Source organism: Vibrio sp. VB16, assembly GCF_015594925.2.
GTDB lineage: Bacteria > Pseudomonadota > Gammaproteobacteria > Enterobacterales > Vibrionaceae > Vibrio.
The window spans coordinates 1,251,418-1,273,177 of record NZ_CP087591.1 but is presented as its reverse complement, the minus strand read 5'-3'; the positions used below and the strand labels follow the sequence as shown (position 1 = coordinate 1,273,177).

Here is a 21,760-nt window from a genome sequence, read left to right as displayed (position 1 = left end):
AACAAACCTAGGTTACAAGTTAGAGCCGACTCTAAGTCAAGCGTGATTTTTGTAGAACTCAATTTTATTATCGAGCGCGGAAAGGTGTCGCATTTGAGATTCTATCTGCGCTTTGAGTGCCTCTCGGTGATTTTCCAACATCGTCTGACGAGCTATCATGGTTTTATCACCCTCGTCTCTAAGCGCCCCATATTGCAAAATCTGCTCTAGAGGCATCCCGGTGTCTTTCAAACGAATAATAAATTCAACCCATTTAATCTCTTTAGATGTGAATGTTCGGTGACCACTCCCATTGCGCCGCACTTCTTTCAATAGGCCTATTTTTTCATAATATCTCAGTGTGTACGGCGTTAAACCCGTCGCCTCTGCAAAGGACTTGATGTTCATCGGCTTTCTCCAATCTTAAGTGTTTAGAAAAATCTTAAGCGATTATATGATGCCTCATAACCATTCATATTCAACAACTGAATAACCGGATTAAACGTCAGCCAATTCACTCGTTGGCGTTCAATAAAGCCTAACGCCTTGTTATTCTTGGTTCTGCTTTTGCAGTTTCACGCTATTTTGTCTAAGCAGTTCCTTGATGGTCATTCCAATAATAATCAAACTCACGCCGGCTATCTTCATAAGTAAACTGTCAGGATTATGGGACGATGTATCCAGAAGCAAACTAAAAAGCATCTGCCCACTAATAACAAGAATTATCGCACTTGTAGAACCGAGTTTTGTTATCACCACACTATTTATGGCCACATATAATGCACCAATGACACCACCAGCATACATCAGGCCTTCAGATACAGGGGCAAACTGAGGGGGACTCAAAAATATTAGCGCCATCAATGAAAGAAAGCAAAAGCCACCAATATGATTGATGTAAGAGGCTTTAAATGCCCCTTGATAACCACTTAGTTGCCCGTTCAATATTCTACTCAAAGCGATACAGACGCCATTTAAAAGGCCAATCAAAATATAGATAGTCATCATTAAACCCTTGCGTATATCAACAGAATCGATCCCAGTACAATCAGTACAATGGGAACAAAATCAACCATAGAAAATGTCTTTTTTTCCAGTTGTAACCAACCAAACCGTTCGCATATCAATGAAAAGATCAACTGCCCTATCAACCCTAATGCTAACGTTCCCGATAAGCCGATACTACTGTTAACAGTGATTGACGCGAGAATGACCGTAAACGCGCCAGGTATACCGCCAAGATAAAATAATCGTGGTGCCTTACGTTCATCCATCTCAACAGCATGCCGTTTTGGGCCTAATATGGAAAGAAGAATCCAAGCGGTAATCGCTCCGATACCATGAGCGAACCATGAAGCGCTTAACCCTGTTGTACCCAGCGCAAGCTGACTATTTAAATGAATCATGAGAGCAAGAAGGCAGCCTCCGAAGACGGCCATCCCTGAATACCAATTTATTTTTTGCATAACGACTCCTTTGTCTAGAGCCGTACTTTAGTTTATATGCAATATCATGATAATCTATAATACAGAAACTTATAGTAGAGTAATAGTTGACAATGAAAGAAGACTTTTCGGCAATTCCTGTTTTTGTGGCGGTCATAGAATGCGGCAGCTTCTCGGCTGCGGCTGAGAAATTAGGCATGACCAAGTCGGCAGTCAGCAAGAGAATATCCGTTTTGGAGGACAACCTAAGGGTCAGACTATTCAATAGAACAACAAGAAAAATGACGCTAACCGAAGCCGGCGAACACTTCTCCGATTATGCAAGACACTCATTGGCGCTCGCTCAAGAAGGGTTTACTGCGTTGTCTCATTATCAGGGCGCCCCTAGGGGAACACTCAAGATCAACGCACCAATGACATTTTCTCGCCGGCATCTCGTGCCCTACATGAAAGAATTTCTAGATCGTTATCCTGACATAAAAGTTATTCTTAGTATGGATGATAAAGTAATCAGTATGGTGGAAGGAGGGTTTGATGTCGGTATCCGAATCGGTGAGCTAAAAGACTCATCGTTGATCGCCAGAAAACTGGTGAACTGCAAAAGTGTGGTGTGCGCTTCCCCAAAATATATTGCTCAACACGGTATACCCAATACGCCAGAAGATCTCTCTAGCCATAACTGTTTATATTACAGCTTATTTCAGGCTGGGGTTGAATGGACATTTTTCCAAGATAAACAAAAAATAAAGATAGAACCTAAAGGCAATTTTGTCGTCAATAATAGCGATGCGATAGCGGATGCTTTACTGCAAGGTCTCGGTATTTGCCAGATGCCCACCTTTCTCGTTTATGAGTATTTAGCAAATGGCCAGCTCGTTACATTATTAGACCATTATTATTTACCAAGCCATGCCATTTTCGCCGTTTATCCAGAAAGGAAACACCTACCAGAAAAAGTGAACGTATTTATCAACTTTATGAAAGAGAAGTTAGAGAAAAGTTCAGGATGTTGGGAAACGTAATGTGGCGTCTAAGCGTTGGTCTTATTAATTGACAAAAAATTGAACCGCTTGAATACCAAGACGATTTCAAACCATGATAGCGTATTCACTACAAAGCGATAACGACCTATATGCTTACTATCATGGCTTGATGGTAGATAATGTCCAACAGCTTTTCGGAGTCATCAATTAGGTAGAACGATCAACCCTAATTTCTCAAGCAGCTGTTCCTGTTGCCATTCACAAATTTTCACACCCGTTAAATCAACCTTACGTGGGTCCAAACCATCAAGTTCTGAATGGCTTAGATTACAGCCTTCCATGCGAAATTGCCCCCAGACATCTCCAGAAAACGACCCTCGACTTAAATCAGACTCTTTTAAAGACGCCCCTTGCAGGTTGGTACTAATCCATCGATTTTCAAATAGATCACACTTCTCAATACACTGACGTTCAAAATTGGCGTAAGACAAATTGCAACCGGTGATGTAAGCGGAGCAAAAAAACATCTTGTAGCTAACCTGATTAACGAAACTTGCTCTGAAAAAATTCGCACCTTTTAAGTCACAGTCCCTTAATTCAATACCAAAACAGTTGGCACCGCTAAAGTTAGACATAGACAGCTGACAATCCTTGAAGGAGGCATCACGCAAATCACAAAAGCCAAAATCACAACCCTCAATATCCCCCTGCTTAATAAAAGTACAATCAACAAAATGCGCATCTCGTAGATTCGAGTGATTAAAATCGCACCGAATAAAGGTACACTTCTCAAATAGCGAATCGCTCAGGTCTTGTTTAGTAAAATCGGTGTCGTCATACAACTGGTTGGTCTTATTCATAGTTTGCCCTTATCTTCTGTACCACAGAGATTATCATCGACTTAATAAAAACAACATAAAAACAACTTCAGTAAAATCAGCATCTTAAAAACGCGAAATTCGCCAATTTAAGGGGCCAATTCGGCATTTAGAGCGGTTATAATTCGTTTGGGCCATGCCAGCTGCCAAAAAATAGTTTTATAGCACTAAGAATCATTCATAACCAATTTTACAAATGACGCAGAAAGTCGATTAGATTTGCAATACAATGACCAAACCGAAGCGAGTTGGTAACACAAAAACATAGAGATTAGGAGCGCATGATGAGTGATTACTTTGATTCAGTTGCCCACACATGGGATAGCAACCCATTAAAGGTTGATCGTGCAAAGACAACCGCGAATAAAATAAAGGAACTAAACTTCAACTCGACAAACAGCATTGTAGATTTTGGTAGCGGAACGGGCCTACTTGGTGTTCAGTTAATCGATACATTTAATCACATTGTGCTCGCGGACGCTTCACGACAAATGATTGAAATAGCAAAAGAAAAAATCATTAGCGCGAATCTGAACAATATCGAAATTCAACATATTGAACGACTTAGCCAACTTGAATCAAAGCACTCTGCTATAACCACTCTCATGACCCTTCATCATATTGCCGATGTATCCCTATTCTTTTCAGACGCTTTTAACACCTTAGAAGATAATGGTATGTTGATTATTGCGGATCTATATGCAGAAGATGGTTCATTTCACCAACATAACCCATCCTTTAGCGGCCATAATGGATTTGATGTACAAGCCCTTACAAATATCGCGGAAAATATAGGGTTTCAAATACTTAAAATCGAACACTATTACGAAGTGTGGCATGAAAACTATGCAGGGGAAAATTGCCCCTACCCACTGTTTTTCTTTGTTGCAAAAAAACAATCGTAAAGGGGTAATACTTTTCACTCAAGGCTATCAGATGTCGTCATCCCCATGAAAATGAGGATCTAATATCACCAAGATTCCCGTTTTCACGGGAATGACGAAATATTTAACACTACCCGAGCAGCATTACGTATTCACGGGAATGACGGCGAATTAGTGAATTTTTTGTCTTAACTAATCGGCATTAATCGTAGAGAGGTTCATTTATTTAACTTTATTTCTCTGCGCCTGCTCTTTCGCTAATGCGATGTTCTGTAGTTCTTTTATCTCTTGCCATTGCTTGCCACCTTCAATACCAGAAACGCGCTGTTCATATTTTTGACACGCGCGTTTTAGTACCGATTCGACAGTCACACCTTTTTCTCCTTCCAAGGCAATAAGCGCATTAACGTAATCCCATAACACATCACCAAGTTCATCTTCGAGATAGCATACTCTACCTTTAGGTAACTCTTCTATTACCTCGTCTACTTCATTCTTGATTTCATTGATATAGGTTTCAGCGCCATCCGCCCAACTACTTGTTTTATCAAACGTGGCTTTACGTTGTGCAATATTGAGCAGTGTCTCAAACGCTTCCATACTTTCTCTCTCGTTAATGAATCCGGTAATTGACACTTAATTGAGATACTTTTGCCAATGCAACAAGCTTTTAAGTACCACTTGGTGATCTTCAAATCCACATCTAGCATACAGTTTTTTTGCCGCATGATTGTCGTCGTCTACTTCTAAAGTAATCTTAACCATATCATTTTTTCGTGCATATTCTTCAATAGCCGCGAGCAAATTTTTTCCTAGCCCCGTCCCTCTAAAAGCTTTCGCAATCATAAAATCATGGATATTAAGTACAGGCTGAGATCGATAGGTAGAAAATGATTCAAAACAGACGGAAAAACCGCTCAAGATCTTGCCTGTGCTGACTATTTTCTGAATCAAAAGACACCGTTGTTATGTTTTTCATTCCTAACCCTTTGCGAGATTTTTTACCCATTGAGCTCGCCACTGAGGCGCCTCGTAGTCATCCGGCCAAAATTCAACTTGCTTACTTATTAAACCATTCTGCACTGTCGAGAATGTAATAGCTCGTGCTTTAACGCTGCCATCAGAAATAGACACATCCGTCACAACGACCTCGCCTTCACATACGATGGCGTTAATCAAAAATTCCCAGCGTCCATCTGCAGGATAAGCGGTATTAATAGCCGAAAAGTTTTTACGGCCACAAATCCGTTCTAACGACTGGGGCCATTGCCCCTCGAAATCTTCCGTTAACCATTCACTGGCCGCAACAAAATCATTACTTCGCATGGCTTCCCAAAAAGCTAACACGACTTGTTTTGAATTCATCCCTACTCCTAATAATTTGATCTTGTGCTGATAATTCCTAATTGTTAACCCTAACTACTGTGGAAAACTATAACGCCTTTGTATTTCAACTACCTCAACCACATACGATTGATACCACTTTTCTTTTCCAAGTTTTTGGGCAACGGCATGTTGAGAATCATTATGCCATCGCTGAATATCTTGCTCAGACTCCCAGTATGAAATGGCTATCTCTTGGTCGCCCTCAGATACTGCGATAAAATCTAAGCAATCGTATTTCGAAAACGCCAGTTCACGCATAACAGCCACCATATCAAGATAATCCTTATCTTGTTTACCCACTTTTGCTTTAAAAATCACTGCAAACATAACACATCCTTTTTGCTCAATAACCACACACCGTTACTTCAGACTAACGGTTGTCGCCTGTCTGTTTTTCATCAAATACGCTACATCTACCAATTCGCTAAGATGATGACCATTTTCAATATTTTATTGATATTGCTTGTTACCAATTTTTTCCCTTAAGTGCATAATGATAAAAGGTAAATCAAGAAAATGTAAACCAATCAGCACACATAATAGATACTGGTTGGATAGTTAAGTGAATCTAAGGTGACGTATGAAGCTACTAGCAGATAAAACTGGTGAGCAGTTCTTGACTATTCTTGAACAAAACGGAGACAAACTTTTGGTTCAATTCATATCGAATGAAGGGATACCAAAAGGACAACCATTCAAGGACACACTTAGTGGATTACTTCTTGCCGGTTGGTCTCACAGGATGACATCTACTGCTATTGGTTGGTATCGATTTATACATGGCTATTTAGAAGATGCACATGTTAGCTACGCACTGCATCGACTTTTCCCATGGGGACGCAAGGTAAAGCTACCGACTGGTGAAATCGGCCGTATTGCTAGTTACGCGAACACCAACTCCGACGGCTACTATATGTATCTTTCCCCGGATGATGAAGGTGAACTCATGCGAAGAAAAATAACGCCAGAATGGGTGCTGTTGCCGTCTGAGAAATTGCTTGCCCTACCCTATTTCCCGAAACCAAAAACCCAAGAAGAGATAGATATTATTGATAATTTTGACCGATGGGCAGGTGGATTCTGATCGAATAACGAATAACACGACAAATCATGAGTAATCGACTTTGTTTCTTTCTACTTTCTACTTTCTATTTTTAAAATAGGTTACGCCCCTAGTAAAGGAAGGTGTTTAACGCTTTTATAAGTAAACGCTAGCTGAATACAGTGTCGGATAATGTCCTCAGGCAGTGGTTCATTAAGATTAAGCACTATTTCTCGATTGCCTTGAAAATGAAGCGTATCGGAATACAACTCTCTATAGGTATCAATTAGCGTTGTTTTACAGTTGAAATACAAACTGTATTGCTCCGGCGATTTCGCTTTCCAATCCATACGAATTGCGCTTCCTCCTTTGACCAAATAGCTTGGCTCTCCCCATTTGAGGCTTTCTTCAACGTCTGCTAACCCTAAAGATCTGGCCACCTCAAATACCAAGGTTCTTAGCTCCGTCATTCTTGGTTTAATTTCTGATGGATAGCGATCATATTTGGCTTGGATATCCGGATGCATATAAACGACCTTAGATGATTTTTGCCTATAGTGTAGCGGAAGATGAATGGAAAACAAAAAAAGGGTTCAGTCTAAAAACTAAACCCTGCTAATACATTAAATAGCTATTAGTCTAACCGAATTAAACAAGGCAAATGGACAATACGTTACCACCACATATCGGCTTGGATGCCTACGATTACATCACTTTTTTCACGCGCAGTGCCATCAAGATAGGTTGCAAGAAAGCGTATTTCTGGAGCTGGCCCCATACCGGTGTTAACTACCACAGTAGGTGCAATAGTCAGTTTATAATCATTATCTGTGCCTGTCGTTCCATCAACATTTTCGTAGCCAGTGTGTTGGAAACCAAGTTCTGTCGCGACAAAGAAGTTTTCATTTACACTATACGTTGGGCGAACCATTGCGGATGTCCAGTAGTCGTTGCCACCGTCGTCATAATCGTTGTATTGGCCTTGGATAGAGGTAAAGTAGTTCATCTTACCTTCAGGGAAGTAACCGCCCCAAGTAAGCAAACGGAAAGAGTTATCGCCATCTTTAACTTGGGTCAAAAAGCTTTGACCTTGGCCACGACCGGAACCTGGTTTGTATGCATTGTATTCCGTCATCGTGCCACCAAGTAATTGACCCGAACCTAACCCAGTACCCGCTTGACCAATTACTTTAGCAAAACCATTTCCCGGTAATCCCCATAGGCTATCTAAATGATAAATGCCCGTCACTTCAAAACCTGTTTCTGCGTAGTCACCTGTTGTTACACCGTCCACTGTGTTGTAATTGTCTGGCAGGTATTTCGCCATAGAATGGATCTCAAACTTACCGAGGTTTACGCCGACATGAACCGAATGCATAGTATTGTTGGTGTTGTCACCCCAGCGGCCCGCATCATTGTCGTTTTTATCACTCGCCATATACGCGAAGTCCCACGCATTATCACCCAATGTAATGCCTTCAATACCGACACCAATACCGGACATATCGGTATAAAAGAAGTCTGTCATAAAGATATAGTTATCTTTACCGTAGAAACGTTTTCCTCCCCAAACAACACCGGTTTCTGTCACACCTTCAAATTCTACGAAGGTTTCCATAATGCCTATATCGCCACCATTCACGTTTGATGAAAGCTGATTCGTCGCATCTCCGTTGTTGTTATCTGCGCCTGCACGAGTTTTAATTCTAATTTTTTGACCGTTGTCTAAATCAAAATTTTTCTGCAAAGCGAGTTCGTAGTGATTGTCAGACTCAATACCTAGACGCCCTAGGGTCTCTTTTGTCGCTGGAAATTTGGCCCGTTTTAAATCATCTTCAACACTAAAAATTGCACCTGCTCGAAAATAACCATGAAACTCAAAGCCATCGGTTGTATCAGCAGTTGCTATTGGGGAAAGGGATAGGCCAGATGTCGCCATCAGGCATGCTAAGGATATTTTTGATAATCTCATTATTAACTCCGTCGAGGGTTCTTTTGCTTACAACGCCTCAAACTTTGTAGTCCAAACCACAAAGAAAGCGCTTTCTTATTAATTTTATAAAATGACCAATTCAATATACGAAATGAGAATTCATCCAAAATATCTGGTAAAATGTTTATTCCATCATTCAATTTGGCCTTCTCGTCAGATTATATGGTTACCATACCCCTACAAAATGTGATACAAACACATAAAGAAAGCGCTTGCTTGATTTCGGTTCACATTCTGAACCAGAATTGAAAATAAAATAAGATTAACAAGAAAAAATTGACACTAACACTAAGTTTCAGAATAGGTCTTTGATAAAGTAAGTGCGATCAACGATGATAAAACCAAAACTAGTGACAAACCTTAATTCGTGTAAAATTCGTAGTCATAACCGAATCGGAACACACCAAGCCTAAAGGACCGAAGAACATTGATAACCATTAAAGAAGTTGCGGAGTATGCTCAGGTATCGCAGTCCACTGTTTCTCGGGCATTAAACAAACATGAATCGGTAAAAGAAAAAAATAGGCTCAAGGTGTTTGAAGCTATTGAGGCACTAGGTTATCAACCCAACGCCTTTGCTCAAGCTCTCGCTTCCAACAAGTCTTACAGCATTGGAATGCTTGTAGGGACACTCGATGGCCCATTTTATGGCCCAATGATGCACAATGTCGAAGAAGCCGCTCGTAAAGAGAACTATCACGTCATTATCTCCAGTGGTAATGAACGCCTAGATCAGGAGCAAGAATCCATCGCCTTCCTACGTTCAAAAAAAGTCGATGGACTGGTTTTGACATCGGATATGCTATCCGACAGCGATATTCTCGAAATAGTCAAACATACGCCAGCGACCGCGTTACTTAACCGATATATTCCTGAAATATCAGATAAATGCATCTATATCGATAATGAACATGGTGGCGCTATCGCGGTTGACTATCTCATCCGTATGGGGCATAGAAAAATCGGTTGTATCACCGGACAGTTAAGTAAGATCGATAGCCGAGATCGTCTGCAAGGTTATCGAAATGCTTTGGCAAAAAAAGGGATTGAATATGATGCAAACCTAGTTGTTGAAGGTCGTTTTGATCATCAAGGTAATGACGGAGCCGTAAGGCGTCTTTTGGATAGAGATACCGAGATGACCGCCATATTTTGCATGAACGACAATATAGCGATGACCGCCTATGGCGTTTGTGCAGAAAAGGGATTGAGGGTAGGTGAAGACGTATCGATTATCGGTTTTGATAATAGCAACTATAGCCAATACATGAACCCAAGCTTAACGACCATCGACTTCCCTCTTAAAGAAATGGCGATTCAGGGTGCAAATTATGTACTCAATGAACTAAAAGGAAAACCGCTAAAACCGATGGAAAAACGACTTCAACCAACATTAATTGAACGCCAATCGGTTAGAAACCTGAATTAGGGCAAACGGAAAAATCACCATTTGGCAATATGGATGCCATGTAGTAGAAAGCAATGGGCATGATTGCCCATTGCTAAGTGTACAAAGAGAATTTGAGCAGTCTGTGGAACTCTCTCCATATTGACAACAAATTTACTTAGTTTGTTATCGCTCATGTTCTTTTATTTATAGACGAATATTTAATGAATAAATGTTACTCAATCCCAACAGCTCTTTTTCGGTACAAACACTCTCACTTTTTCAACCTTACCTGAACGGCTAAATATATGTTCGCAGAGAGATAATGGCATGGTTGAACCCTGAACGAATTTCTCACTTCCGTCGTTCATTATGATGCTCATCTCCATTTCGCTACTATCCGTTATTTGATAAATAAAGGGCACCTGGCAATAGGTAAATGCGAGGCAGCCTTTCTCAACAACCTTAACGACGGAGTCACCAAACACATTCTCGAATTTAAATGAATCTGATTGAGTTAAAAATTCACTTGGTTTCAGGAGTTTTGGATTGATCGTGATAACACCACCTGAAATATTGAGCCCTAGCTCTCCAAATCGAGTAATGATTTCCTCTTTCACCTGACCAGTCATACCCGGTTGCTGAGCACCTGCATGCTTAGGCGTATGCGAATAAGGGTCGGTAGGAAAGGCGCCGTAATTTTCTGGTGATTTGTTGAACCCAATACCTTGGCGCACCAGATAGTAATAATCGGCCAGTTTCTTCGTTTCTTGGCTTGTTGGGTTCAATGTGAATGAAGATTGATAATTTTCTTGTACTGCAAGCAGTAACTTGGAAACCATATGCCAATAGATACTCCCCAAGCCTTCATAACCAAACATGGTACCAGATCGTCCCGTAAAGGCCCGATGGTTAAAGACCTGCTCATAAATGCTCATCACACCCTGAATACTGTCTTCAGAAACCTGACTGTATTCGCTACGAACTTGTTCTAAAACCTCTAGTAGATAACCACTGTTTTCAAAACTAGCATTGAAATGACATTGATCGGTTACGTCCTTATTCAGAATACGAGTATCGCCTTTCTCAATCATCAAAGAGAGCAACTCGTTTTCTTCTACTCGATCACTTGTAATCCGATTCTTGTCACTAAATGAGGCGAGATCTCTATCTGGATAAAGCATAAAGCTTTGCTGATCGGCACGATACATCTCGCTAGCAAACAGTTTTTCTAACAACTGAACGGCTTGTCTTGGGGTAAGCACACCAGAACTCAGAATAGCGACCTGCCCTTCCAACATTGGATATAATTCAGACACCTCTACCTGCTCAACAGAATAATTAATAATGTTATAGGCATTATACAGGCCATCATTTCGTCTGTTATTGGCAATCGTATCGTCTAAAACCGCTAGGCAAACGTCCATCATTCTAGATATATCAGCTGTCTCTACAGTGGATTTCCCTGAAAACCCATTCATGCGATACACTTTTTCTCGATACTCTTCGGCCGCTTTTTCAAACTTAGTTAGAATCGCCTTGCGGGTTTGACGTGTAATCGTTTTTTGAGTTATCTCTAAAGCGGCTTCCGATAAGATCTTACTGGTGTTAAACATCCATGCCGACACCTCTTTTGAGAGCGCAATTGAGGCTGGAGCTTGAACCAGTAATTTTTGTAGAAAGGTGACATATCTGCGCATGTAATACAATGTGACCATGGATAGACCGTTGCCTACAATGGCATTATTTGCGTCATTCCATTCTGGTCTTTGAGTGTTCAACCAGATCCCACCATCAAGTACCAAGTTGCTCAGTTTAGATAATAAAGGTACCAGCATTTTTTCCATCAAATTGACAAGATAAACATCACTACCATTGTGCAGTATTAAGCGCCCATCACTGCCTATTTGAGACACTCGATGTTCAATCTGTTGCTGCTTTTCACTATTAAATACCACGGTGTCTTTTGGGTTTGCAAACAACGACTCTACGCCGCATAACTCATAAGGTACATTGGCATAAGCGTAGATTTCTTTGTCCAAAAGATTAACCAGAATTGATTGGCTATATTTGTCGGCTAGTTCTAGGAATTTGAGCAAGTAGATAATCTGGTGATCGCCCCAATACCCGATGTTGCTCCACGGATCTTCTGCGTCTAATAGCTCCCAATCGACACCATCTTTGGTTATGCGATATGGGTTATATCCATCGGCAGTAGAGGCATTAACAAATTTCGCAATAAACGATGGAATAAAACCGGGATAACTTAATGCGGATGCTTCCCAGTTTTGGAAGATATCACGCCAGTTTCCCTGATAGGATAACAGTCTGTCCCCATTCTCATCTTTAACTTTGATTTCATAATGATTCCAAGGACGGCTAGGATCACCGTGACGACGGCCAAATGTCAGAGGAAGATATTCATAGCAGAGTCGCGTTAACTGGGTATCTCCCGTTTCTTCTGCTTTCTTAATCAACGCACTATGTGAAATAACCTCCGGCAATGAGGCAAAAAACGCTTTGTTACTCTTAACTACTAATTCATTAGAGTTCAGCATAGTTTTGTATACGTCTGCGGTATCTAAATCGTAGTTGTTTTCAAACACTCCACCACGCATGTTGTTAAACAATACATTGGCGTAATGATGCACGCTGGTGTTCTCTTCTGACGTCAACTGCCACGCGTCGGCACCCGACATCAAACTTACTAGCTCAGAATGATTGTCCTCAATGCTTCTTTCAATATCCGTCGCTAATTCACCAACTCGATTGAGATTTGGCCTTAGTTTTGCGATATCAGAATGGGTTTTATCTATGTCTGCAACGATAAACCAGGAGTTACTTTTAAAGCTGTCCAGTGTCATCGACTTACGGATAAAATAAGCACCTCGAATGCCCTTAGTTAAAGACTCTCCTGTCACCGATTTACCTTTTCGGAAGTCATTAAGCTGTTTGCTGGATAGCAGAATATCACCGTCATCGCTATCTACGCTAAATACGGTGGTCGCTCTTAGCGATTCGGCAGGTTCTGCTTTATCGCTTAACATGGCATACATGCTGAACAGAGCTAAAGGTGACGTCTCTACCTGCTCATTCCACTTGTAAGCGTCGACCAGTGCACTTCTTGTTTGCAGCGCCTGTAACGGAGCACCAGAAGGTAGGATATTTTGAATACCATCAAGCAATTCGACTTGGCGTACTTCATTGGTTAGATTTGTTAGCTCCGATCGACGCACAAATCCAAATTTTTCACTGGTATTCCAACTGTACTGGAACTTGAGTTGTAACGTTATATTGATCTCTTCAAACGTAATCTTATCGCCGACGCTATTTTTATACAGATTCCTCTGAAGCTCATATAAGCCATCATGTTGAGGATTAAAAGGTTCCCACTTAGCAACACCTTTTTGTGAGGTGAGTCGAATAAGCGTTTTTGCCCCAGTATTTTCAGCGCTCTCATGTATATGGTCGACTGATCGGTAAGGAAAAAGCGCATTTTCTGGGCGAATTCTACCCGCTGATAAACAGCCAGTAGAAGAGATAAATAACCAATGATTGCTTGCAGAAACGACGCTAATAAAAAACGGGTCCATTCGGTCGACATTTTCTATTTTGTAAAATCTCTCGCCATTAAGATTGACGAATTCACCGTTTACAGGCTCTGACTCTTTATGAGGGGTATATTGCATATTAGTACCAATATTATCAAAGCGCAGTTACGCGCTTAATTTTCAAAATTTAGAGATGGTGACAGCGGGCAAAGTGTTCGACTCCAATTTGAGTCGCTTCTGGCATAGAATCATTACACTGCTGAGTTGCTTTAAGGCAACGAGTCGCAAATGGGCAACCTACACTGTCTGGTTTCCACATCGGAATTTCACCTTTCTTAACCGTTAACTCCCGTCGCCCTGATTTGCCCACTTCAGGAACGGCAGACAACAGAAGTTGTGAGTAAGGGTGTTGAGGGTTTTGCGTCACACTGTCACTGCTTCCCCACTCCACCATATGGCCCACATACATCACCGCCGTTTTTTCTGCGAAATAACGGGCCGTCGCAATATCGTGGGTAATATACATAAAGGAGATGCCATGCTTATCTTTGAGGTCTGACATCAAATTCAAGATACCAAGGCGAACCGATACATCGAGCATCGAGATAGGTTCATCTGCAAGGATAACCTCCGGACTAACCGCTATCGCTCTTGCTATAGCAACACGTTGTCTCTGCCCACCACTAAGCTCATGAGGATATTTTTCCGCCGTCTCTTTCACGGGTTGTAGCCCAACCAATTCGAGTAACTCATAAACCAGTTTCGCCACATGTTGTTTCTCGGCGCGCTTATGAATAAGCAATGGTCTAGCGATATGGTGGTAAATAGTATGGACAGGGTTTAAAGAGCCAAATGGGTCTTGAAAGATCATCTGTACCTGACGGGCATATTCTAACTCGCCGTTTTTTTCGATATATTCTTGAAGCGGTTCACCCTTGAAGATGACATCCCCACCAGTCTTATCATAAATGCGTGTAAGAATACGAGCACCTGTGCTTTTTCCTGAGCCAGATTCACCAACAATAGCTAGTGCTTCGCCTTTGCGTAATTCAAAGGTAACATCGTTGACCGCTCGCATTAGATCGCTTTTCGTTGACTGACCGAGTGAGAAATCTTTGACCAAATTATTGACCGAAAGAATGACCTCTTTTTCTTTTACTTGTTCCATCTCTTCTCTCCTACACAAGATGACATGACACTTGATGTCCGGCTTCTAACAGGGACAGTCTCGGTTCTTTCGCTTTACAGTCAGCAAAACAATGCGAGCAGCGATCTTGAAAATTGCAGCCTTGTGGTGTCTTCAGTAGATTTACAGGGTTACCTGGAATTCCATACAAACGCTCTTTGGGCCCATGTATAGTAGGAAACGACGAAATCAAACCTTGTGTATATGGATGTTGTGGTGAACCAAAAACGGTTTTTGCGGCGCCTAATTCAATCAGGTTACCCGCATACATCACGCCAATTCTGTCGGCTATTTCGCCCATCAAACTTAAATCGTGGCTGATAAATAGTATTGAGAATCCAAATTTGGTTTTCAGATCATAAAGCTCATTAAGAATTTCACGTTCCACCACCACATCAAGTGCGGTCGTTGGCTCATCCATAATGATAAGTTTCGGTTCGAGTGCCAGCGCAATAGCAATGACAACGCGTTGTCTCATTCCGCCACTAAGTTGATGAGGGAAACTCGACAAACGATCCGCGTGTATCCCAACAATCTCAAGTAACTCCGCCGCTTTCTCATAAGCTTGTTTTTTGGTTACTGGCTTATGCGCTAAAATCACATCCGTTAACTGCTCACCAATCGTTATCACAGGGTTTAGAGAGTTCATTGCGCTTTGAAATACCACTGAAACTTCATTCCAACGAAAATTTCTAAGCTGTCTATCGTTCATTTTCAGAACATCTTCACCTTTGTAAAGGATCTCACCTTCAGAGATAAGCGCTGGCGCTTTATGCAACCGGGATATCGCAAACGCCAAGGTACTTTTTCCACAACCTGACTCCCCTGCAATACCTAATGTCTCACCCGGAGCAATAGAAACACTGACATTATTTACCGCTCTCGCAATCCCATTTGGAGAAACATAATCAACACAAAGGTTGTTAATCTCTAATAAATTACTCATCTTAAACCTCTGCGAATATCCGCTTCTTTCTTCAATTTGTGCCAAATCTTAATATGCGGACCGGTTTTTAGTTTTGGATTACTCACCTGATCAATAGACATGTTTATTAGTGCTAATGCCCCCCCTGTAAGGGCGAGAGCCATTGCAGGGACAATCATTTCCCACCACGCCCCCGTGTAAAGAGCAGATGACGTTTGTGCCCAATACAACATTGAACCCCAGCTCACTTCTGTTGCATCTCCCAAACCCAAAATACCCAAGCCAGCTTCTGCGCCCATTGCGTAGATAACCGTGCCAAGAAAGCCGCCAAATACAATAGAGGTAAGATTAGGAAGTATCTCCACTAAGATGATGCGAATTTTTGATTCTCCCATTACTTCCGCCGAAATAATGAATTCTTTACTGCGAATAGCCATCGTTTGGGATCGTATTACTCGCGCCCCCCATGGCCAAGAAGTGACCCCCAATAGGACGGTAATAACCAGAGATCCCACCTGCCCTAGGAATGCCGCAAGTACGATGAGTAAGGGGAGCTGAGGGAAAACCAAAAACACGTTGGTTACAAAATTTAAACGCTCGTCAATTTTTCCGCCAAAATAGCCAGACGAAACACCAACAATAATCGCTATTGTCATTGCAATTACGCCAGCAGAGATAGCCACGGTTAGCGATTTTCTTGCACCGTAAAGCACCTGACTATACACATCACGTCCGCTTCGTGTTGAGCCCATAATGTGTTCTGCGCTAGGGGCGACATGCGGCCGTGCGGCACGCTTTTCAGGGTTGTGCGTGGCAAATACCGGCGCAAAAACAGCACCAGCAAGGATAACCGTCAGTAAAAACCCACCAATTATCGCTGGCGGATTACCATAGAAAAAAGCATATAGCGTATGCATCACACTTTTCACTTTCTTCCAAGAAAAGTTCGGCTCAGTGACATCTAAATCGTTTGGTTGGTTAGGAATAAGTTTGTCCATGATGCACCTAATTTGAGATTCGTGGATCGAGCCAAACATATAAAAGATCGGCGATGAAGTTAGCGGTAAGCACCGCTGAAACCAGAATAAGGAGAATGGCTTGTATAAGCGGATAGTCGCGCGCAACTATGCCTTTCAATAGGATATTCCCTAACCCTTGATAGTTAAAAACCACCTCGGTCATGATAGAACCTGCGAACGAGAATCCGATCGCCATCGCTATCGCCGTTGCAACGGGCAAAATGGCGTTTCGCCCAGCATAGCGATACATCACTCGGTAGTTACTTAGCCCCTTTGCTTCTGCCATCGTGACATAGTCTTCACCAAGTACATTGATCATCGCGTTTCGCATATTGAATACCCACGTTGAAATACCGACCACCACCATAGAACCGACAGGCAAAATAGCGTGTTTAGCGACGCTACCAATAAATTCGAATGTGAAACCGGGCGTAAGTGACGGGTCATAGGTGTACGCAAGTGGTAAGAGATCAAGCTTTAAACCGAAGATGTAAAACAGTAATAAAGCAGTGACGACGTACGGAAAATTACTGATAAAAGCGAGCACCGGCGGTACAACCTGTCCAAATATCCCTGCACGATTGTACGAGGCGTAGGTTCCGATGCTGACACCAATAATAAGTGCAACAATCAGTGAGCCAAGTGCAAGAAACATAGTCCAAGGAAGGGCCATTGCGATAACATCAGACACACTAACAGGGAACATCAATACTGACGGCCCTAAGTCTAAGGTGAAGACGCTTTTCATATACGCGAGGTACTGTTCGAAGATATTGCCATCAAGAAAACCATACATTTCACGAACAGCGTCCATCTGAGCAATGTCCATTCGACCTTGTGCAGCCGCAAATAGCGCCTCAACGGGGTCTCCAGGCATTAAACGTGGCAGCATGAAGTTGAATGAAATAGCAATCAAAAATGCGGTAAAATAAAAGCCAAAGCGGCGAAGCAAAAACGACATAAGGAATCTTTTAACCTAGGAGCCACAGGGTGCTGTGACTCCTTATCAAGGTACATTTAATTAGTGAACAACTGGTGATTTAACGCCGGTTGCGGATAAGAAACGTAATCTATCCCGAGTTCACATTACTTAAGGTGTAGATTATTAAGAATGATGACTCGCTTACCACCGTCATACCATACTGGTTGTACATAAGGGTCTTTCTCACTTGGCCATCCCACAATTTTATCTGTACGGTATTGGAACCAAGTTGGGTTAGAGAAAAGAGGAATAAATGGCATATTCTGCGCGGTAAATTCTTGAAGTTGGTCTAGAATTTTTTGCTGTTCCTTCGTATCACCCGTTTTACCAAAACTATCGATCAATGCGTCGATCTCTGGGCTGTGTACACCATGACCAGCGTGCCAAGTTTTACCGATACGAGAGGTTGAAAAATACTCTTGATATGCAAGAATTGGGTTAGTTGCAACCATAGACCAGTTGATCGACATCTTATACTTGCTCTCCTTTAGGTTCGCATCGTATACCGCCCAGTCCACTGTCTTAATTTTGGCTTTAATGCCTACTTCTTCAAAATACTCCGTCACCATCTGCACAACTTGTATCCAGTCAGTCCAACCGTTCACAACTTCGATATCAAACTCAATCGTGTTGCCGTCTTTGTCATCACGGAACCCATCACCATTTTTGTCTGTTAGGCCAGCTTCATCGAATAAGGCTTTGGCTTTATCTTGGTCAAACGTAGTGAGTGATTTGTATTTTTCGGATATACCTTTATTAATGCTTGTCTCATAAAGCTCACCAATACCACCAGCGTTAAAGTTGGCCGTTGGGTAACCGTAAGCAGCGATGTCTACAATTGCATCGCGGTCCAGGGCCATAGATAAAGCCTGACGAACCCGTAAATCATTGAAAGGTTTTTCTGTGGTGTTTACATAAAGATGAATCGCATCGTTTGCTGGATACCAATAATGATTGGTCTCTGGTGATGCTTCTACAAATGTTGCATCGATATCAGCAATGAAGTTTGAACCCCAGTCAATTTCGCCTTTAATCAAAGCAGGTTGAAGCTGTGAGTTGTCGTTATAAGAACGGAAAGTCACACAGTCGAGATACGGACGCCCTTCAAGATAGTAATTAGGATTACGGCACAATTCCATCTGCTGAGCTTTAAGATATTTCACCGTCGTCATGGGACCACTGCCAATCGGATTCGGGTTAGTAAATGTGGTTAGGTCTTCAACCTCACCCCAAATATGTTTAGGTACGATATGGTATCTTTCCAAGTTCCAAATAAACGTTGAATCGGCTTCATTCAACTCAAATGTCACTGTTTTATTATCAAGAGCCTTGATTTCTTTTAAGTTTTTACCCGACCAAATACCTTTCTGATCAAACGCAGGTGCCTCTTTCGTCAACATGAAACTGAATACCACATCGTCTGCACTTAGTGCCGAACCATCAGACCACTTCAAGCCATCTTTAAGCGTTAAGGTAATTGTTTTGAGGTCATCGGAATAAACCGCAGACTCAGCAAGACGATAATTCGTTTCACCTGTCATGTTGTTAAAAACCATTAGTGGTTCAAACATAATCCCGTGCAAAAGGTCTTTAGTTGTATATGGATTAAAATTATCAACGAATCCAGTGTTGATAATTGGCACCGTAAGTGTACCACCTTGTTTTATATCTTCTGCTTGAACGGCGGAAACAAACATGGCACCACATAAAAATGAAGCCAGTAAGGTTTTGTTTTGCATCACGTATTCCTTTATTTTTTTGTATTTAGATCAACAAGAAAGCGCTTTCTTTTTAGATTAAACAACATTGTTTTTTTGTGACCGAACGTAGTCAATTTCAAAAAGAAAGCGCTTTCTTTTGATAAGAGACTACAACAGCATATAGGCTCCAACAACACGAAATAATCTGAAATTCTACCAAGATCACAAAAATGGCAGCACATTACCAAATACTACTTTTATTGTTTAATTACAATTAGTTAAGAACATACCCAACACATAACTAATACTCACGGTTCACCCTAACCCATTAAAATCATTAAATAAATATTGTTTTCGCCAGCTCTGCTTATTAGCTTGTTTCTGTGATCAGAATGCATATCGACTCCTAGCACCCTACTTATTCCCTAATTTTTCTCTGTACTTCGCGTTTTTCTGTTTGATTTTGGTCTCGCTCGAATCCATCTTTCAGAGCAGGTCTAGACGCGGGTTAAATAACCTCGTATCTTTGCCAGAATGCATTTTTTTTACTTAATCTCAAATTTTACATCCAAAACGAAAGCGCTTTCTTTATAAGTCTGATATCGTGCTTAACATTGAATGGTTGTTAAATCTTTCAATAAATTTTTATACACAGATTCACCTATTAGTAGAAAGATGATGAGCAAAATACAATTTTGGAACGGAAACAAATCTCTTATTCGTCAGCAATATGAATTAGCGATTCTAAATGCAGTCTTAAATGCCACACAAAGTACTACGAATCTAAAACCTGAAGTGATCGTTGATTACACGGATTACCTCTCGGCTGAAGATGAAGGTAATGTATTTTTAAAGGGGTCAGACCTACTGGTAACGGTAGCAGGAAATCTGAAGTTTTCAGATATGACATATATACCAGTACACAAACCGATCGCTAAAGGACTATTGGGATATAGAGTACTCATCACTCGACAAGATTTCAGTTCGCTTATAGAACCCAAATATAATGAAACGAAACAGATTATTCGCGAGTTAAAGGCGGGTATCCCAAAAACATGGGCAGATGCTGAACTGTTCAGAGAAAACGGCTATGAGGTGCTTGAAAAAGGGAGCTTCGATGAGATATTTCGATACCTTAGTAATGGGGATTGTGATTACGTCTCTTTAGGGGCAAATGAAGTTCAATCCGTTTATCAAAATATTTCTAAAGCGTATCCAAACCTTATAATAGAGCCTGACTTAGTACTGTACTACCCATTTCCATTGGTTTTCTATGTTCACCCTGAAAAACCAAACTTAGCAAAACGCATTGAGCATGGATTAACTCAACTGAGTGACAATGGCAAATTAGATGCGCTATTTGAGCACTACTTTGGCGAAACGCTTCGCGAACTGGATCTTGGTAATAGAAACGTTATCTCACTACGCAATCCCATTTTACCTATGGAACTAACGTATACTTCGACACCAAGTTTGCTTAACGTCTATTAGGATCTGTTGACCTTTCGTGGTTAAATTTCGCTCGGACCAAAAGCGTTTAACTGGTATGAAAAACCCGTTCAAACAACCGCTAGCTAAATTACAAAAAAGTACAACACGAAAAAAGGAGAGTATTCACTCTCCTTTTAAAATCAAAGCTTAGGTTAGGTTAAACTATCCTTCACAAATCTCTAGTCTCACATTGGTCTGATTTAATACTTCTTGGATATAGGTTGGCGGTTGCTCATCCGTGAAAAAAACGGTCGCTTCACGAATATGTCCCAACTCAATCGACCCTTTGGGCGTGTATTTAGTTGAATCTAACGCAACAAAAACGTTCCGCGCAGATTTCATAACCGATTGAGCTACCGCGGTTTCATTTAAATCATACTCTAATAAAGTACCATCCGAATCAATAGAACCAGCACTCGTGATCAAATAGTCAAAGCGGAAGTGATTGATAAAATCAAGGGCTTCAGTCCCAACTATTCCACCATTGGTCGCACGAATTTTTCCACTTGGAATAAGTACATCAAAGCTTTTATTGCTATGCAGCACATTGGCTACACGCAGAGAATTAGTTATGATTTGAAGGTTACTCTTCTTAAGCAAGTGCGTAGCAATAATCTCTGCCGTTGTGCCGATAGTTAGGAAAACCGTCGAGTTATCAGGGACCATATCTGCTATTCGTTCACCAATGGCATTTTTCTCATCGGTTTCGGATACTTTGCGAATTTCGTAGTCTAAGTTTACTGTGCTAGAAGGCGAACTCGCGCCTCCATGATGTCGCACAATTAATCTTTCATCGCTTAACTTTTTAATATCCCGTCTTATTGTTTGTGTAGAAACTTGTAGAATTTCTGCCAAATCTTCAACGGTACAGTAACCCTTATCGATAACTAATTGTAATAATTTGTCTTGTCTAGGATTAGTCATGATAA

The 21,760-nt window shown here is 41.3% G+C and carries 22 protein-coding genes; 5 read left to right on the top strand and 17 right to left on the bottom strand.

What is annotated here, in order from left to right; genetic code table 11:
* Window positions 1-36 precede the first annotated feature (36 nt).
* The 3 genes from IUZ65_RS22140 to IUZ65_RS22130 form a co-directional block, all read right to left on the bottom strand.
* Window positions 37-387, bottom strand: a complete 351-nt coding sequence (locus tag IUZ65_RS22140; RefSeq protein WP_195706170.1) for a MerR family transcriptional regulator — start codon at window positions 385-387, stop codon at window positions 37-39.
* Between the two features lie 141 nt (window positions 388-528).
* On the bottom strand, window positions 529-987 hold the full coding sequence (locus IUZ65_RS22135) for a DMT family transporter (RefSeq protein ID WP_229638282.1): 459 nt from the start codon (window positions 985-987) through the stop codon (window positions 529-531).
* A complete protein-coding gene (locus tag IUZ65_RS22130; protein ID WP_195706169.1) occupies window positions 987-1,445 on the bottom strand; it encodes a DMT family transporter in 459 nt (152 codons plus the stop codon). The genes IUZ65_RS22135 and IUZ65_RS22130 overlap by 1 nt, the downstream gene beginning before the upstream one ends.
* A gap of 92 nt (window positions 1,446-1,537) precedes the next feature.
* On the opposite strand from IUZ65_RS22130, the gene IUZ65_RS22125 reads away from it, so the two are divergent.
* A complete protein-coding gene (locus IUZ65_RS22125) occupies window positions 1,538-2,446 on the top strand; it encodes a LysR family transcriptional regulator (RefSeq protein ID WP_195706168.1) in 909 nt (302 codons plus the stop codon).
* Between the two features lie 164 nt (window positions 2,447-2,610).
* Here the strand turns inward: IUZ65_RS22125 and IUZ65_RS22120 are convergent, their stop codons facing one another.
* Window positions 2,611-3,267: a Qnr family pentapeptide repeat protein gene (locus IUZ65_RS22120; protein ID WP_195706167.1), complete on the bottom strand. Its 657-nt coding sequence runs from the start codon at window positions 3,265-3,267 to the stop codon at window positions 2,611-2,613.
* Between the two features lie 299 nt (window positions 3,268-3,566).
* On the opposite strand from IUZ65_RS22120, the gene IUZ65_RS22115 reads away from it, so the two are divergent.
* The gene (locus tag IUZ65_RS22115) at window positions 3,567-4,190 is read left to right on the top strand and encodes a class I SAM-dependent DNA methyltransferase (RefSeq protein WP_195706166.1); all 624 of its coding nucleotides are present in this window, start codon (window positions 3,567-3,569) and stop codon (window positions 4,188-4,190) included.
* 201 nt (window positions 4,191-4,391) lie between these two features.
* On the opposite strand, the gene IUZ65_RS22110 is transcribed toward IUZ65_RS22115, so the two are convergent.
* Genes IUZ65_RS22110 through IUZ65_RS22095 form a run of 4 tightly spaced genes read right to left on the bottom strand, consistent with a single transcriptional unit; the run spans window position 4,392 to window position 5,882 of the window.
* Window positions 4,392-4,769 carry a MazG nucleotide pyrophosphohydrolase domain-containing protein gene (locus IUZ65_RS22110; protein WP_195706165.1) on the bottom strand — a complete coding sequence of 126 codons (378 nt, stop codon included), beginning with the start codon at window positions 4,767-4,769 and terminating at the stop codon, window positions 4,392-4,394.
* A 36-nt stretch (window positions 4,770-4,805) separates the two neighbouring features.
* Window positions 4,806-5,123, bottom strand: coding sequence for a GNAT family N-acetyltransferase (locus tag IUZ65_RS22105; RefSeq protein WP_229638281.1), 318 nt, complete (start codon window positions 5,121-5,123; stop codon window positions 4,806-4,808).
* A gap of 27 nt (window positions 5,124-5,150) precedes the next feature.
* Window positions 5,151-5,534, bottom strand: coding sequence for a nuclear transport factor 2 family protein (locus tag IUZ65_RS22100; protein ID WP_195706164.1), 384 nt, complete (start codon window positions 5,532-5,534; stop codon window positions 5,151-5,153).
* Window positions 5,535-5,588: 54 nt separating this feature from the next.
* The gene (locus tag IUZ65_RS22095; protein WP_195706163.1) at window positions 5,589-5,882 is read right to left on the bottom strand and encodes an antibiotic biosynthesis monooxygenase family protein; all 294 of its coding nucleotides are present in this window, start codon (window positions 5,880-5,882) and stop codon (window positions 5,589-5,591) included.
* Window positions 5,883-6,135: 253 nt separating this feature from the next.
* Between IUZ65_RS22095 and IUZ65_RS22090 the strand changes: the two genes are divergently transcribed.
* On the top strand, window positions 6,136-6,639 hold the full coding sequence (locus tag IUZ65_RS22090) for a hypothetical protein (RefSeq protein WP_195706162.1): 504 nt from the start codon (window positions 6,136-6,138) through the stop codon (window positions 6,637-6,639).
* 80 nt (window positions 6,640-6,719) lie between these two features.
* Here the strand turns inward: IUZ65_RS22090 and IUZ65_RS22085 are convergent, their stop codons facing one another.
* Window positions 6,720-7,124: a DUF1801 domain-containing protein gene (locus IUZ65_RS22085; protein WP_195706161.1), complete on the bottom strand. Its 405-nt coding sequence runs from the start codon at window positions 7,122-7,124 to the stop codon at window positions 6,720-6,722.
* A gap of 146 nt (window positions 7,125-7,270) precedes the next feature.
* A complete protein-coding gene (locus IUZ65_RS22080; protein ID WP_195706160.1) occupies window positions 7,271-8,569 on the bottom strand; it encodes a carbohydrate porin in 1,299 nt (432 codons plus the stop codon).
* A 448-nt stretch (window positions 8,570-9,017) separates the two neighbouring features.
* Here IUZ65_RS22080 and IUZ65_RS22075 point away from each other — a divergent pair, with 448 nt between their 5' ends.
* On the top strand, window positions 9,018-10,019 hold the full coding sequence (locus IUZ65_RS22075) for a LacI family DNA-binding transcriptional regulator (protein ID WP_195706159.1): 1,002 nt from the start codon (window positions 9,018-9,020) through the stop codon (window positions 10,017-10,019).
* A 197-nt stretch (window positions 10,020-10,216) separates the two neighbouring features.
* Here the strand turns inward: IUZ65_RS22075 and IUZ65_RS22070 are convergent, their stop codons facing one another.
* From IUZ65_RS22070 to IUZ65_RS22045, 6 genes are all read right to left on the bottom strand, one after another.
* The gene (locus IUZ65_RS22070; protein ID WP_195706158.1) at window positions 10,217-13,666 is read right to left on the bottom strand and encodes a hypothetical protein; all 3,450 of its coding nucleotides are present in this window, start codon (window positions 13,664-13,666) and stop codon (window positions 10,217-10,219) included.
* A 49-nt stretch (window positions 13,667-13,715) separates the two neighbouring features.
* Window positions 13,716-14,696 carry an ABC transporter ATP-binding protein gene (locus tag IUZ65_RS22065; protein WP_195706157.1) on the bottom strand — a complete coding sequence of 327 codons (981 nt, stop codon included), beginning with the start codon at window positions 14,694-14,696 and terminating at the stop codon, window positions 13,716-13,718.
* 10 nt (window positions 14,697-14,706) lie between these two features.
* The gene (locus tag IUZ65_RS22060; RefSeq protein ID WP_195706156.1) at window positions 14,707-15,660 is read right to left on the bottom strand and encodes an ABC transporter ATP-binding protein; all 954 of its coding nucleotides are present in this window, start codon (window positions 15,658-15,660) and stop codon (window positions 14,707-14,709) included.
* Entirely contained in the window at window positions 15,657-16,637 is a 981-nt protein-coding gene (locus IUZ65_RS22055) for an ABC transporter permease (RefSeq protein WP_195706155.1), read from the bottom strand. Before IUZ65_RS22055 ends, IUZ65_RS22060 begins: the two co-directional genes overlap by 4 nt.
* Window positions 16,638-16,644: 7 nt before the next feature.
* Window positions 16,645-17,619, bottom strand: a complete 975-nt coding sequence (locus tag IUZ65_RS22050; protein WP_195706154.1) for an ABC transporter permease — start codon at window positions 17,617-17,619, stop codon at window positions 16,645-16,647.
* 125 nt (window positions 17,620-17,744) lie between these two features.
* Entirely contained in the window at window positions 17,745-19,379 is a 1,635-nt protein-coding gene (locus IUZ65_RS22045; protein WP_195706153.1) for an ABC transporter substrate-binding protein, read from the bottom strand.
* A 636-nt stretch (window positions 19,380-20,015) separates the two neighbouring features.
* On the opposite strand from IUZ65_RS22045, the gene IUZ65_RS22040 reads away from it, so the two are divergent.
* A complete protein-coding gene (locus tag IUZ65_RS22040; RefSeq protein ID WP_229638280.1) occupies window positions 20,016-20,831 on the top strand; it encodes a transporter substrate-binding domain-containing protein in 816 nt (271 codons plus the stop codon).
* A gap of 162 nt (window positions 20,832-20,993) precedes the next feature.
* Here the strand turns inward: IUZ65_RS22040 and IUZ65_RS22035 are convergent, their stop codons facing one another.
* Window positions 20,994-21,755: a DeoR/GlpR family DNA-binding transcription regulator gene (locus tag IUZ65_RS22035; RefSeq protein WP_195706152.1), complete on the bottom strand. Its 762-nt coding sequence runs from the start codon at window positions 21,753-21,755 to the stop codon at window positions 20,994-20,996.
* Window positions 21,756-21,760: the final 5 nt, after the last annotated feature.